The organism is Variovorax ginsengisoli (genome assembly GCF_030486595.1).
Lineage (GTDB): Bacteria > Pseudomonadota > Gammaproteobacteria > Burkholderiales > Burkholderiaceae_C > Variovorax > Variovorax ginsengisoli_B.
This window is the reverse complement of the sequence record NZ_JAUJZH010000007.1, coordinates 237,510-251,067: the sequence shown is the minus strand read 5'-3', so window position 1 is coordinate 251,067 and position 13,558 is coordinate 237,510. Positions and strand designations below refer to the sequence as shown.

Annotated in this window: 12 protein-coding genes; 3 read left to right on the top strand and 9 right to left on the bottom strand. The window is 69.9% G+C overall.

From position 1 onward, the window contains the following. Positions 1 to 43 precede the first annotated feature (43 nt). Positions 44 to 700, top strand: a complete 657-nt coding sequence (locus tag QZH52_RS12510) for a glutathione S-transferase (RefSeq protein WP_301809153.1) — start codon at positions 44 to 46, stop codon at positions 698 to 700. Positions 701 to 950: 250 nt separating this feature from the next. Here the strand turns inward: QZH52_RS12510 and QZH52_RS12505 are convergent, their stop codons facing one another. After that, positions 951 to 1,307: a DOPA 4,5-dioxygenase family protein gene (locus QZH52_RS12505; protein WP_301809149.1), complete on the bottom strand. Its 357-nt coding sequence runs from the start codon at positions 1,305 to 1,307 to the stop codon at positions 951 to 953. A gap of 114 nt (positions 1,308 to 1,421) precedes the next feature. Here QZH52_RS12505 and QZH52_RS12500 point away from each other — a divergent pair, with 114 nt between their 5' ends. Continuing rightward, positions 1,422 to 2,516 carry a PA0069 family radical SAM protein gene (locus QZH52_RS12500; RefSeq protein WP_301809145.1) on the top strand — a complete coding sequence of 365 codons (1,095 nt, stop codon included), beginning with the start codon at positions 1,422 to 1,424 and terminating at the stop codon, positions 2,514 to 2,516. On the opposite strand, the gene QZH52_RS12495 is transcribed toward QZH52_RS12500, so the two are convergent. From QZH52_RS12495 to QZH52_RS12485, 3 genes are all read right to left on the bottom strand, one after another. Next, positions 2,467 to 3,927 (bottom strand): efflux transporter outer membrane subunit, encoded by a 1,461-nt coding sequence (locus QZH52_RS12495; RefSeq protein WP_301809291.1) that lies wholly within the window; start codon positions 3,925 to 3,927, stop codon positions 2,467 to 2,469. The two genes, QZH52_RS12500 and QZH52_RS12495, sit on opposite strands and share 50 nt — an antisense overlap. Before the next feature lie 35 nt (positions 3,928 to 3,962). Beyond that, a complete protein-coding gene (locus QZH52_RS12490; RefSeq protein WP_301809142.1) occupies positions 3,963 to 5,180 on the bottom strand; it encodes an efflux RND transporter periplasmic adaptor subunit in 1,218 nt (405 codons plus the stop codon). A 69-nt stretch (positions 5,181 to 5,249) separates the two neighbouring features. Then, the gene (locus tag QZH52_RS12485) at positions 5,250 to 8,456 is read right to left on the bottom strand and encodes an efflux RND transporter permease subunit (RefSeq protein ID WP_301809140.1); all 3,207 of its coding nucleotides are present in this window, start codon (positions 8,454 to 8,456) and stop codon (positions 5,250 to 5,252) included. A 61-nt stretch (positions 8,457 to 8,517) separates the two neighbouring features. Between QZH52_RS12485 and QZH52_RS12480 the strand changes: the two genes are divergently transcribed. Then, positions 8,518 to 9,036: a gluconokinase gene (locus QZH52_RS12480; protein WP_301809138.1), complete on the top strand. Its 519-nt coding sequence runs from the start codon at positions 8,518 to 8,520 to the stop codon at positions 9,034 to 9,036. A gap of 1 nt (position 9,037) precedes the next feature. On the opposite strand, the gene QZH52_RS12475 is transcribed toward QZH52_RS12480, so the two are convergent. The 5 genes from QZH52_RS12475 to QZH52_RS12455 are packed head-to-tail and all read right to left on the bottom strand — an operon-like array spanning position 9,038 to position 13,410. Continuing rightward, positions 9,038 to 9,634, bottom strand: a complete 597-nt coding sequence (locus QZH52_RS12475) for a 3'-5' exonuclease (protein WP_286535678.1) — start codon at positions 9,632 to 9,634, stop codon at positions 9,038 to 9,040. 4 nt (positions 9,635 to 9,638) lie between these two features. Then, positions 9,639 to 10,505 carry an S-formylglutathione hydrolase gene (gene fghA / locus QZH52_RS12470; RefSeq protein ID WP_301809136.1) on the bottom strand — a complete coding sequence of 289 codons (867 nt, stop codon included), beginning with the start codon at positions 10,503 to 10,505 and terminating at the stop codon, positions 9,639 to 9,641. Next, on the bottom strand, positions 10,502 to 11,413 hold the full coding sequence (locus QZH52_RS12465) for an alpha/beta fold hydrolase (protein ID WP_301809133.1): 912 nt from the start codon (positions 11,411 to 11,413) through the stop codon (positions 10,502 to 10,504). The genes fghA and QZH52_RS12465 overlap by 4 nt, the downstream gene beginning before the upstream one ends. 8 nt (positions 11,414 to 11,421) lie before the next feature. Further along, positions 11,422 to 12,528 (bottom strand): S-(hydroxymethyl)glutathione dehydrogenase/class III alcohol dehydrogenase, encoded by a 1,107-nt coding sequence (locus QZH52_RS12460; protein ID WP_301809131.1) that lies wholly within the window; start codon positions 12,526 to 12,528, stop codon positions 11,422 to 11,424. Between the two features lie 45 nt (positions 12,529 to 12,573). Then, positions 12,574 to 13,410: an amidohydrolase family protein gene (locus QZH52_RS12455; protein WP_301809288.1), complete on the bottom strand. Its 837-nt coding sequence runs from the start codon at positions 13,408 to 13,410 to the stop codon at positions 12,574 to 12,576. Positions 13,411 to 13,558 lie beyond the last annotated feature (148 nt).

The window sequence follows — 13,558 nt, the reverse complement described above, 5'->3', positions numbered from 1 at the left end:
GCTTGCACTGGTGCAGAGCCGATCCGGCAGCCCAGGAGTCTCCATGGCCAAACCCGTCCTCACCATCAGCAGCAAGAACTACGGCGCGTGGTCGTTGCGCGGCTGGTTGATGTGCCGGCTCGCGGGCCTGGATTTCAGCGAGAAGGTGATCCCGCCCGACGACCCGGCGATGAAGGCCGAGATGCTGCTGCTGTCGTCGTCGATGCTGGTGCCGTCGCTCGAGCATGCCGGCATCAAGGTCTGGGACACGCTGGCGATCGGCGAATACCTCAACGAGATCAAGCCCAAGGCCGGCCTGCTGCCGGCCGATGCCAAGGCCCGGGCCCATTGCCGGGCGATCTGCGGCGAGATGCATTCGGGCTTCAGCGCGATGCGCAGCTCGCTGCCAATGAACGTCAAGGCCAGGTTCCCGAACTTCAAGATCTGGTCGCGCGCGCAGGCCGACATCGACCGCGTGGTCGCGATCTGGCGCGGGTGCCTGAAAGCCTACGGCGGCCCGTACCTGTTCGGCAAGCAACCCTGCATCGCCGACGCAATGTATGCGCCCGTGGTGACGCGCTTCATGACCTACGACGTGACCCTGGACACGGTTTGCGCCGGCTACTGCAAGCGGATCATCGAACTGCCGGCGATGCAGGAATGGATCAAGGCGGCGAAGCAGGAGCCGGAGGAGATCGACGAGCTGGATGCCGAGTTCTGAGGCCTAGTCGAATTCCAGGCCCGCGAAGAACAGGTACGCAGCGGCACACAGCAGCCACGGCAGGAGAACGGCCGCGACGCACTCGATGATGTCGCGCAGGGATCGAGGCTTCTTGGGCATGCAGATAGCTTTCGCCGGCGGTGGCCGGTCTGCGATCTTCAGAAATGCATGCTGTCGCGTCTGCGAGCGCCTTCCGTTTCAGGCGAAGAAGTTTCCTTGATGACTGTGGCGAATTGCTGGTCGGCGCAGCTCAGGCGGCCGGCCGGCTGAACATGCGCAGATCGAGTGGCGACTCGTTGCCGAGCCACATCGCATGCGCCGTGTGGTCCTGGTAGTCGTCGCCGGTGAGGCCGTGCACGAAGACGTCGAGTCCCTCGCGGTGGGCCTCCAGCCAGGCGATCACTTCATCGAATTCGGCGGCGTCGAAGGCGATCTGGCAGCTCCAGTGCGGATGCGGGCCGACGAGTTTTTCGTGCACGCGGCCGACCACCACCAGCAACTCGCGCCCCGCCTGCTCGGCGATCCGGCGCGCCTGGGCGACCGTCTCTGGGCCGAAGTAGAGATGGGCGTGGTATTGGGGGTAGAGGTTTTCGGGGCGGCGGGGCATGGGGAACGATCGGTGGGACTTGCAGCTTAGCGCAGCCCAGCTCGTTGCAGTTCGTTGCTGCGCCTGCCGCCAAAACATGGAATACTGTAATTTCATACAGTATCCGGAGGCGCCATGGGCGACAGCTTCATCCCCGTCCACGCCCTCAAGGGCCGCGGCGCCGCGACGCGCCTGCCGCATCGTTTCGAGCGCGACGTGCGCGACGCCTTCGACGACGGCTGGGGCACGCTGGAAGAGGGCGAGGCCGAAGCCGAGGGCCTCCAGCGGCTGCAGACCGAGGTCCGCTTCGAGGACGTGAAATCGGTCTTGAGCGAGAACGACTCGCCCGACATTCCGTTCGACCGCTCGCTCAACCCCTACCGGGGTTGCGAGCATGGTTGCATCTATTGCTTCGCCCGGCCCACCCACAGCTACCTCAATCTCTCGCCCGGCCTGGACTTCGAGACCAAGCTGATCGCGAAGCGCAACGTCGCCGAGGTGCTGCGCGCCGAACTGGGCCGCAAAGCCTACCGGCCGAGCCAGATCGCGATCGGCACCGCGACCGATTGCTACCAGCCGATCGAACGCGAGCTGCGGCTCACGCGTTCGGTGATCGAAGTGCTGAAGGAATCGCGCCATCCCTTCGGCCTCGTCACCAAATCAAGCGCAGTCGAGCGCGACCTCGACCTGATCGCACCGATGGCCGCCGACCGGCTGGCCGCTGTGTACGTCACGATCACCACGCTCGACGGCGAGCTGGCACGCAAGCTCGAGCCGCGGGCCGCCGCGCCGCACCGGCGGCTGCGCACCCTGCGCACCTTGGCCGACGCCGGCGTGCCGGTCGGCGTCAGCGTGGCGCCGCAGATTCCCTTCGTCACCGAGGACATGGAGCAGGTGCTCGAAGCCGCCTGGGAGGCCGGCGCGCGCTGCGCCTTCTACACCGTGGTCCGGCTGCCCTGGGAGGTCGCGCCGCTGTTCAAGCAGTGGCTCGAACTGCACTACCCGCAGCGGGCCGACCGCATCATGGCGCGCATCCGCGAGATGCGCGGCGGCAAGGACTACGACGCCGACTTCGCGACCCGCATGAAGGGCAGCGGCCTGTGGGCCGACCTGATCCGCCAGCGCTTCGAGAAGGCGACGAACCGCATCGGCTTCAACCGCCAGCGCATCGGGCTCGACCTCAGCGCGTTCCGACCACCTGGCGCAGCGGGGCAGGGCAGTCTGTTCTAGCGCTGGTGCCCCCGCCGCCGGCCCCGCGCGCTTCGACGCCGCACCAGTCGCCGCCCAGCGCCTTCACCAGGAACACCGTGCCCAGCATGCGCTGCCCGGAAAGTTGGGCCGCCTGGCGCTCGATGTTCAACAGCGCCTGCTGGGCCGTGATGACGTCGAGGAAGGTGGTGGCGCCGCCCTCGTAGCGGCTGGCCGACATGTCGAGCACCCGGCGCGCGCTGGCCACCGCCGTCTGCGACTGCGCCGCGGCGCGTTCGAGCGACGCCAGGCCGGTGATGCCGTCCTCGGCCTCCTGCATCGCGGTCAGCACCACCCGGCGGTAGCTGGCGACGGTGGCGTCGTAGCCGGCCTTGGTGAAGTCGACGTTGGCGCGGATGCGGCCGCCGTCGAAGATCGTCTGGGTCGCCGAGACGCCGATCGACCACAGCACGCTCTGGGCATCGAACAGGGTCGACAGGCTGCGGCTGTCGACGCCGCCCGTGGGCAGCAGGTTCACGCTCGGGTAGAAGGCCGCGGTGGCGACGCCGATCTGCGCGTTGGCCGCGGCCATCGCGCGCTCGGCGGCGGCGACATCGGGCCGGCGCTCCAGCGCGTCCGACGGAACGCCGAGCGGGATCGCCGGCGGCCGCAGCGGCTGGATGTCCGGTGCCAGCGCGAAGTTCGGCGCCGGTGTGCCGGTCAGTGTCGCAATCGCATGCTCGAACTGCGACCGCAGCCGCTTCAGCAGGTCGACCTGGGTCAGCGTGTTGTCCAGCAGCGCCTGCTGCTGCGCCACGTCGAGGCCCGACACCGCGCCGCCTTCGTGGCGGTCGGTCACGAACTGCAGGGCCCGACGCTGGACCTCGATCGAGCGAGCGACCACGTCGAGCTCCAGGTCGGTGGCGCGCAGGCTGAAGTAGGCCGAGGCCAGGTCGGCGGTCAGCAGGAGCCGGGTGTTCTCGAGGTCGGCGGCCGATTGCGCGGCCGAGGCGGAGGCGCCCTCGACCGTGCGCTGCACCCGGCCCGCGAGGTCGAGTTCGTAGCTGGCGACCAGGGTCAGCGCGAAGTCGTTCTGGACCGTCGAATAGTTGTTGGTGGCGTAGTTGGTGAGCGGCCGGTTGGCCGAGATCTTGAGCCGCGAGGCGCGCGAACCCAGGCCCAGCTGCGGCGAGCGGCCCGATTCGGCGCCCGCCAGCGTGGCCCGCGCCTGTGCCAGCCGGGCGCTCGCCAGGTCGAGTGTCGGGCTGTTGGCCAGCGCCCTCTCCTGCAGCGCGTCGAGCGTCGGGTCGTCGAAGCGCCGCCACCACGGGCCCTTGGCCTCGGCATCACCAGGCGAAGCCTGGCGCCAGGGCTGCTCGAGTTGCCAGCTGACCGGCACCTCGACCTCCGGCTTGCGGTAGTCGGGCCCGGCGACGCAGCCGGCCAGCAGCATCGTGGCAGCTGCCACCGACGACAACCGGCGAAGACTCACGCCGGCTCCTTCGCGACCGTGACCAGGTCGCCTTCGGCCAGCGAATCCGAGGGGTTCAGCACCAGCCGGTCGCTGCCCGAGATGCCGTCGAGCACCTCCACCGTGTCGCCGTAGTTGCGCCCGATGCTGACACCGCGCAGCCGCACCTTGCCCTCGGCGTCCACCACCGCGACCCGCGTGCCTTCGGCGCGGAACAGCAGCGCATTGGCGGGGATGCTGAGCGCGCGGCTGGGCGTCAGCGGCAGCGAGACCTGCACGTAGGCGCCCGGCAGCAGGATGCCTTCCTTGTTCGGCAGCGCGACCTCGACCTGCATCATGCGGGTGGTCGAATCGATCGCGCCCGAGGTCCGCGCCACCTCGCCCTTGAAGCTCTGGCCGCGCAGTTCGGACTGGGTGACGACCACCGGCTGCCCCTCCTTCACGAGCTGGGCGTAGGCCTGCGGCACATTGATGTAGACCCGCAGCGGATCGGTCTGGGCGAGCTGGAACAGCGCCCGGCCGCCGTTGCCGGCGCCGGCATCGATCAGGTCGCCGACGTCGACGTTGCGCCGCGTGATCACGCCCGCGAAGGGCGCCAGCACGCGCTTGAAGCCCTCGGTCTGGCGCAGCCGCTGCACGTTGGCGTCGGCCGCCGCCAGGTTGGCGCTGGCCTGTGCCAGGGCGCCGCGGCGCTCGTCGAGGTCCTGCTGCGAGACCACGTCCTTCTTGCGCAGGCCCTCCCAGCGCGCCAGCGTGCTCTTCGCGAGTTCGAGCGCGGCGGCGGCCTGCTGGCGCGCGGCGACGGCCTGCGACAGCTGCTGGTCGATCTCGGGCGTCTCGATCTCGGCCAGCAGCTCACCCTTCTCGACCCGGCTGCCGATGTCCCGGGTCCAGCGCTTGAGATAGCCGCTGGCGCGGGCCGAGATCGGCGACTGCGTGAAGCCCTGCAGCGTGCCGGGCAGCGCCAGCGTCTGGCCGCTGCCCGCGGTCTGGGGCAGGGCGGTCTTCACGTACTGGGTGGCGCGCTCGGCGGTGCCGGCTTCCAGGGCGCGGGCGTTGGCCACGCGCAGATAGACGGTGCGCGCGGCGCCGATCGCCAGCAGCGCCAGCACCAGCAGCACCGCGATGCGGGTGCTGCGCACGATCTGGCGCCGGCGGGGCAGGCTGTCGTGGCCGCCGTCTTCGTCGGCGGCGATCGGGTGGATGCCCAAGGCCGCATGGCGTTGGTCGGTCATGGGCTGACCTCCGTGCTCCGCACTGCGGTGCGAACTGGCTTGGGGCGGCCCGGCGCTGCGTTCATGGAATCAGGTCTCCTGGGGCGCGGCCCCGAGCGAATGAGGTGCGGCGGCCGCGTCGCGTGCGGCCTGGCGATGCGCCCGGCGGCTGTGGATCTCGGCATAGACGGCGGGCACGAAGAACAAGGTCGAGACGGTCGCGAACAGCAGGCCGCCGATCACGGCCCGGCCCAGCGGGGCATTCTGCTCGGCGCCTTCGCCGAGGCCGAGTGCCATCGGGATCATGCCGATGATCATCGCCAGCGCGGTCATCAGCACTGGCCGGATCCGGGTGGCGCCCGCTTCCAGCGCCGCCGACAGCGGCGGGATGCCGGCGGCCAGGCGCTCGCGCGCGAAGGCCACCAGCAGGATGCTGTTGGCGGTGGCCACGCCCATGGTCATGATGGCCCCGGTCAGCGCCGGCACGCTGAGCGTGGTGCCGGTGATGAACAGCATCCAGGCGATGCCGGCCAGCGCCGCGGGCAGGGCGGTGATGATGATCGCGGCGTCGAGCCAGGACTGGAAGGTGACCACGATCAGCAGGTAGACCAGCACGATCGCCATCGCCAGCCCGACCCCGAGCCCGATGAACGACGACTGCATGGTCTGGACCTGGCCGCGCACCGCCACCTGGCGGCCGCGCGCGAGCCGCGGCCGCATCTCGTCGACCAGCGCCTGCACCTTGGTCGCCACGCTCGCCAGGTCGGTGCCCTGCACGCTGACATAGACATCGACCACCGGCTGGATGTTGTAGCGCGACACCACGGCCGGCTGCCGCCCCTGCTGCGCCTCCACCAGGTTGCCCAGCAGTTGCGGCGGTGCGTTGCCGGCCGCGCCGCCGCCGCCGATGGGCAGATTGAGCAGCGAGTCGAGCGAGTCGACCGCGTACTGCGGCGTCTGCACCGCGATGTTGTAGACCACGCCGTTCTGCGGGTTGAGCCAGAACGCCGGCTGGGTCTGCGAGCTGCCCGACAGCGCGATCAGCACGTTCTGGCCGACGTTCTGCGCGGTCAGGCCGAACTGCTGCAGGCGGCTGCGGTCCATCTGCAGGTTGAGGCCGGGGCCGTCGAGCCGCTGGTGGACGTGGGCGTCGACCGCGCCCGGGATCTTGCGGATCGCCTTCACCAGCTCGGCCGCGCGGGCCGCATTGCCGGCGACGTCGTTGCCGCTGAACTGGACGTCGATCGCGGCCGGCAGGCCGAAGTTGAGGATCTGGGTGACGATGTCGGCCGGCTGGAAAAAGAACTCGGTGCCCGGGAAGCGCTTGGGCAGCTCGGCGCGCAGCAGCGAGACGAACTCCTCGGTCGGCCGGTGGCCGTCGCGCAGCGACAGCAGGATCTCGCCGTCGAGCGTGCCGATGGTGCCGGCGTTGCTGTACGAGAGGTTGATGCCGCTGTTGGGCACGCCCAGGTTGTCGAGGATGGTCTCGAGCTGGTCCTTCGGCACCAGCTCGCGGATCGCCGCCTCGACCTCGTCGGCCAGGCGCGCGGTCTCCTCGATGCGGGTGCCGGTCGGTGCGCGCATGTGCAGCCGGATCTGCCCGGCATCCACGCTCGGGAAGAAATCGCGGCCCAGCACCGGGTACAGCAGGCAGGACAGCAGGCAGAAGCCCAGGAACAGCACGATGAAGCGGCCGCGCCGCGCCAGCAGCGCCGACAGCACCAGCGTGTAGGCGCGCCGCACCCGTTCGAAGCGGCGGTCGAAGCTGCGGTAGACGCGCTGCAGCAGGCTGGCCTTGCCTTTGCCCGCGGCGTGCGGCTGCTTGCCCATCAGCAGCATCACCAGGGTGGGTACCAGCGTACGCGACAGCAGGTAGGAAGCCAGCATCGCGAAGACCACCGCCATCGCCAGCGGCACGAACAGGAATTTGGCCACGCCCGAGAGGAAGAACATCGGCACGAAGACGATGCAGATGCACAGCGTGGAGACGAACGCGGCCGGGCCGATCTCGCCGGCGCCGACCAGGATCGCCTGGTTCAGCTCGGTGCCCATGTGCAGGTGGCGCTCGATGTTCTCGATCGTCACGATCGCCTGGTCGACCAGGATACCGACCGAGAGCGCGAGACCGCCCAAGGTCATCAGGTTGAGCGTCTGTCCGAGCGCGTAGAGCGCCAGGATCGAGGCCAGGATCGACAGTGGGATCGTCAGTGCGATGATCAGCGTGCTGCGCCAGTTGCCGAGGAACAGCAGCACCATCGCGGCGGTCAGCGCGGCGGCGATCACGGCCTCGGCGACCACGCCCTGCACCGCGGCCTTGACGAAGACCGACTGGTCGAACAGCGGCGTGACCTTGATGTCCGCCGGCATGCCCTGGGCGGCCACCGGCAGCAGGGCGCGCAGGTTGGCGACGATGTCCAGGGTCGAGGCGCCGCCATTCTTGAGCACCGACAGCAGCACGCCGCGCACGCCGTCCTGGCGCACCACGTTGGTCTGCGGCGAGAAGCCGTCGCGCACGTTGGCGACGTCGCGCAGGTAGGTGGTGGCGCCGGCCGCGGTGCGCACCGGCAGGTCGTTGAGTCCGGCCAGGACCTCCGGCGAGCCGTTCAGGCGCACGCTGTATTCGGTGGCGCCGAACTTGGCCGTGCCCGAGGGCAGGATCAGGTTCTGCGCGTTGACCGCGTTGACCACGTCGGCCGGCGACAGGCCGCGCGCCTGCAGCGCCTGGGTGTCGAGGTCGACCGAGATCAGCCGGTTCTTGCCGCCGTAGGGGAAGGGCACGGCCACGCCCGGGATCGTGATGAGCTGGGGCCGCAGCTGGTTGACGGCGGCATCGAACAGGGCGTTTTCCGGCCGGGTCGGGCTCGACAGCGCGAGCTGGATCACCGGGATGCTGGAGGCCGAGTACTTGATCACCAGCGGCGGCGTGATGCCCGGCGGCAGCTGCCGCACCTGGGTCTGCATCGAGGCCACGACCTGGGCGATGGCGGTCTCGATGTTGGCGGTCGGCTGGAAGAAGACCTTGATCACGGTCACGCCGGCCAAGGACTGCGACTCGATGTGCTCGATGTCGCTCACCGTCGTCGTCAGGCTGCGCTCGGTTTGGCCGGCGATGCGCTGGCCCATCTCCTGCGCCGGCAGCCCGCCGTAGTTCCAGATGATGCTGATCACCGGAATGTTGATCTCCGGGAAGATGTCGGTCGCCATCCGCAGCAGCACGAAAGGCGTGGCCAGCACGATCAGCATCGCCATCACGATAAAGGTGTACGGACGACGCAGGGCAAGCTGTACCATGGACACGAATTGTTACTTCTGGAAGAAGGCCGCCATCATAAGTAGAGATGGACACACAATTGAGTGAATGCCTAAGCTTTACGTTCCCAAACAGTACTCGACCGTCGTCATGGGCGTCTCCGGTTGCGGCAAGTCCAGCCTCGGCGCGGCACTCGCGCTGGCAGCCGGGTTGCCGCTGATCGAGGGCGACGACTTCCACTCGGCCGAGAACGTCAGCAAGATGCGCGCCGGGATCGCGCTCACGGATGCCGACCGCGCCGGCTGGCTCGCGACCCTCGGCGCCGAGCTGGCGCGCCGGCCCGAAGGCGCGGTATTGACCTGCTCGGCCTTGAAGCGCGACTACCGCGAGCGGCTGCGCGCGGCCGCGCCCGGACTGCGCTTCGTCTTCCTGGCCTTGACGCCGGCGGAGGCCGAGCGCCGGGTGGCGGCGCGGGCCGGCGCCCACATGTTCCCGGCCAGCCTGGTCGCCAACCAGTTCGCCACGCTGGAGTCCCCGGTCGGCGAGCCGGGCGTGCTGGCGGTCGACGCCACCGCGCCGCTGCCGGAACTGGTGGCGCAGGTGCGGGCGTGGTGGGCCGGGCCCTGAATCAGGCGCGCAGGCCCAGCGCGTCGAAGACCCGGATCGCGGCGTAGGCGTCGTTGGCCGCGTAGCGCAGCTGGGCGTCGGTCAGCTGCCGGTTGGCCCAGTTCGAGGTCGTGGCCTTGCGCGACTTGACGAAGCGGCGCTCGAACACCAGCGCCACGGCGGTCTTGACGCCGACCGAGCGCCGGTAGCCGCGACGGCGGAATTCGCTGTCGAGGTCGAGCACGCCTTGCGGCTCGACGCCGAAGCGCTGGCGGATCAGGCTCAGGTCGCTCGACAACCCGAAGCCGGCCTTGGTCAGGCCTGGGTCACCGAGCAGCGTCGCCAGCGTGTCGTGGAACTCGCTGCGGTGCAGCTGGAACAGCCAGGCCTGCTCGCGGGTGGCGAACTGGATCACGTGCGGCCCGCCCGAGACCTCGTTCTTGGCGAAGGTCGGCTTCGACTCGGTGTCGAAGCCGACCACCCGGCTGGCGCGCAGGGCCGCGGCGGCGCTCGCCGCGTCTTCGGCGCTGGCCACCACGCGGATGTCCTTCAGCCCCAGGCCCTCGAAGGGTTCGAGCAGGGCGATGTCCTCGCGTTCGGGCAGCGGTGGCGGCGACATGTGCTCAGCCCCGCAGCACGTTGCCGTGGTGCGCCAGATGATCGGCCACGAAGCTCTGGACGAAATAGTAGCCGTGGTCGTAGCCGGCGTGCCGGCGCAAGGTGAGCGGCTGGCCGGCCTGCGCGCAGGCGGCCTCGAAGTGCTGCGGATGCAGCTGGTCGGCGAGGAATTTGTCGGCCAGCCCCTGGTCGATCAGGATCCCTCGCGGGTAAGGCGCCTTCGCCTGCGCCTGCATCAGTGCACTGGCGTCGTGCGCCAGCCACCGCGCGCGGTCGGTGCCGAGATAGCCGCCGAAGGCCTTCTCGCCCCACGGACACCGGGTGGGTGCGCAGATCGGCGCCAGCGCCGACAGCGACCGGAAGCGGCCCGGATGGCGCAGTGCCAGGGTCAGGGCGCCGTGGCCGCCCATCGAATGGCCGAAGACCCCGATGCGTTCGCCGTCGATCGGCAGGTGTCGTGCCACCAGCGGCAGCAGCTCGTCGACGATCCAGCTTTCCATGCGCCAGTGCCGGGACCACGGCGCCTCGGTGGCGTCGAGATAGAAGCCGGCGCCGACGCCGAAATCCCAGCTGGCGGTCGCGCCTTCGATTTCCTCGACCGCCGGTCCGCGCGGGCTGGTGTCCGGCGCGATCAAGGCCAGGCCGAGTTCGGCCGCCAGCCGCTGGGCGCCGGCCTTGACCATGAAGGTCTCCTCGTTGCAGGTCAGGCCGGCGAGGTACATCACGGCCGGCACCGGCCCGTTGGCGGCCTGCGGCGGCAGGAAGACCGAGAAGCGCATCGGCAGCCCGATCGTGCGCGCGTCGTGTTCGAGAAAGCGGAGCGTGCCGCCAAAGCAGCGGTGTTCGGAAAGGGTCTTGGGGCTGTCGGTCATGGATTCGATGCGGAAAGGAGTTCGAGCACCGCGTCGGCGAAGACGCGCGGCACTTCCTGCGGCATGTTGTGGCCGACGCCGGGCACGATGCGGTGCGATCGCGGGCCGGTGAAGCGGTGCGCGTGCGCGGATGCGTCGCTCACCGGCCGCACGCCGTCGTCGGCGCCGTCGAAGGTGATGGCGGGAACGGCGATCGGTGGCTGGGCGGCAAGCCGCGCCTCGATGTCGGCATAGGCCGGATCGCCGGGCGCCAGGCCGAAGCGATGGCGGTACGACTGGATCACCACCTCGACGAAGTCGGGATGGTCGAAGGCGGCCGCGCTGCGCTCGAAGGTGGCTTCGTCGAAGGACCAGGTCGGCGACCAGAGCCGCCACAGCAGGCGCGTGATGCCGCGCCGGTCGGCTGCCAGCCCGGCCCGGCCGCGTTCGCTGTGGAAGTAGTACTGGTACCAGAGCCGGTGCTCGTTCTCGGCCACTTCGGGGCGCATCGCCTTCGCGATGTCCTGGATGTTGTAGCTGTTGAACGAGACCAGGCCGGCGCAGCGTTCGGGCCATAGCGCGGCCACCACGCAGGCGGCGCGCCCGCCCCAGTCGTAGCCGGCCAGCAGCGCGCGCGGGATCGACAGCGCGTCGAGCAGCGCCAGCAGGTCGGCGCCGAGCGCGGCCTGCTCGCCCGAGCGGGGCGTCGAATCGCTCAGGAAGCGGGTGCCGCCGTAGCCGCGCAGGTACGGCACGACGACCCGGCAGCCGGCCTCGGCCAGCATCGGCGCGACCTCGGCGTAGCTGTGGATGTCGTAGGGGAAGCCATGCATCAGCAGCACGGGCGGCCCGTCGGCGGGGCCGGCCTCGAAGTAGGCGACCTCGAGCACGCCGGCCCGGACCGTGCGCAGCGGCTGCATCCGCGTCATGGCGATGCTCAGTACAGCACGACGCCGCGGATCGACTCGCCGCGCTTCATCAGGTCGAAGCCCTTGTTGATGTCCTCCAACGGCATGGTGTGGGTGATCAGGTCGTCGATGTTGATCTTGTTTTCCATGTACCAGTCGACGATCTTGGGCACGTCGGTGCGGCCGCGTGCGCCGCCGAAGGCCGAGCCTTCCCACTTGCGGCCGGTGACCAGCTGGAACGGCCGGGTGCTGATCTCGGCGCCGGCTTCGGCCACGCCGATGATGATGCTGCGGCCCCAGCCCTTGTGGGTGCACTCGAGCGCCTGGCGCATCACCTGCGTGTTGCCGATGCACTCGAAGCTGTAGTCGGCGCCGCCGTCGGTCAGCTGCACGATCGCATCGACCACGTTCGGCGTGTCCTTGGGGTTGATGAAGTGCGTCATGCCGAACTTGCGCGCCATCGCTTCGCGCGCCGGGTTCAGGTCGACGCCGATGATCTTGTCGGCGCCCACCATCTTCGCGCCCTGGATCACGTTCAGGCCGATGCCGCCGAGGCCGAAGACCACCACGTTGGCGCCGGCCTCGACCTTGGCCGTGAAGATCACGGCGCCGATGCCGGTGGTCACGCCGCAGCCGATGTAGCAGACCTTGTCGAAGGGCGCGTCCTCGCGGATCTTGGCCAGCGAGATCTCGGGCGCCACCGTGTAGTTGCTGAAGGTCGACGTGCCCATGTAGTGGAAGATCGGCTTGCCGTCCAGGCTGAAGCGGCTGGTGGCGTCGGGCATCAGGCCCTTGCCCTGGGTGCCGCGGATCAGCTGGCACAGGTTGGTCTTGCGGCTCAGGCAGAACTTGCACTGGCGGCATTCGGGCGTGTAGAGCGGAATGACGTGGTCGCCCTTCTTGAGGCTCGTGACGCCGGGGCCGACGTCGACCACGATGCCTGCGCCTTCGTGGCCCAGGATGGCGGGGAAGATGCCCTCGGGATCGGCGCCCGAGAGGGTGTAGTAGTCGGTGTGGCAGATGCCGGTGGCCTTGATCTCGACCAGTACTTCGCCGAATTTCGGCCCTTCGAGGTCGACGGTTTCGATGGTCAGGGGGGCGGCGGCTTTCCAGGCGACGGCGGCTTTGGTTTTCATGGCGTGCAGAAAGTAAAAAGGCGCCGGGGAATCCCGGCGCGTCGCTCACTTTATGCCATAGAACCGGGCCGCGTTCGTGCCCCATACACCGGCCCGCTCCGGGGCCGGCAGGTCGGCCAGCCATTCGTCGCAGGCGACCTGCCAGCGCCCGTAGTCGCCCGCGAGGTTCAACACTGGCCAGTCGCTGCCCCACATCAACCGGGCCGGACCGAAATGGCGCAGCAGGTGCGCGACATAGGGCCGCAGGGCGTCGACTCGCCAGCCGGGGCCGGCTTCCGTGGCCAGCCCGGACAGCTTGCAGTGGACCCGCGTCTCGGCCGCCAGCCGCGCCATGTCGCCGGCCCAGGGCTCGAAGCCGCCGGCCGCGATGGCGGGCTTGGCGCCATGGTCCACCACCATCGCGAGCCCCGGGTGACGCAGCGCGAGCCGGCGCGCGGCATCGATCTGGTGCGGCCTGATGAGCAGGTCCAGGACCAGTCCCTGTTCGATCATCGCTGCCCAGGCCGGAAGCAGGGCGTCGCCGAGCACCCATTCGGGATCCGGCAGGTCCTGCAGCATCGGCCGCAGTCCCCTGAGCAGCGGCTGCTGCGCCAGCCGGCGGATGCGAGCGGGTGCGTCGGCGGCGTCCAGCGCGGTCCAGCCGACCACGGCGCGCACGCGGCTCGCCGGTTCGGCGGCGAGCGCGAGCAGCCGCCAGGTCTCGGCCTCGCTCGGCGCCGCCTGGACCAGCACCGTGCCGTCGATACCGGCGCGGTCCAGCAGCGGCGCCAGGTCGGCCGGCGCGAAGTCCCGGTGGATGGCGTGCAGGGCGGGCGTATCGGCCAGCCAGCCATAGTCGCCGTGCGCCGGCGACCAGTAGTGCTGGTGGGCGTCGATGCGCAGCGGCTTCATGGTCCGGGCACCAGCGCCGGATCGAGCAGGCCCTGGCCGGCCAGCGAGGCCCACAGCGCTGGCGCTCGACCCGCGCGCGGACCGCGGGCGGCCGGCCGCCGCGTTTGCCCGATCCGGCGGGCGGGCCGAAAATGCGGTG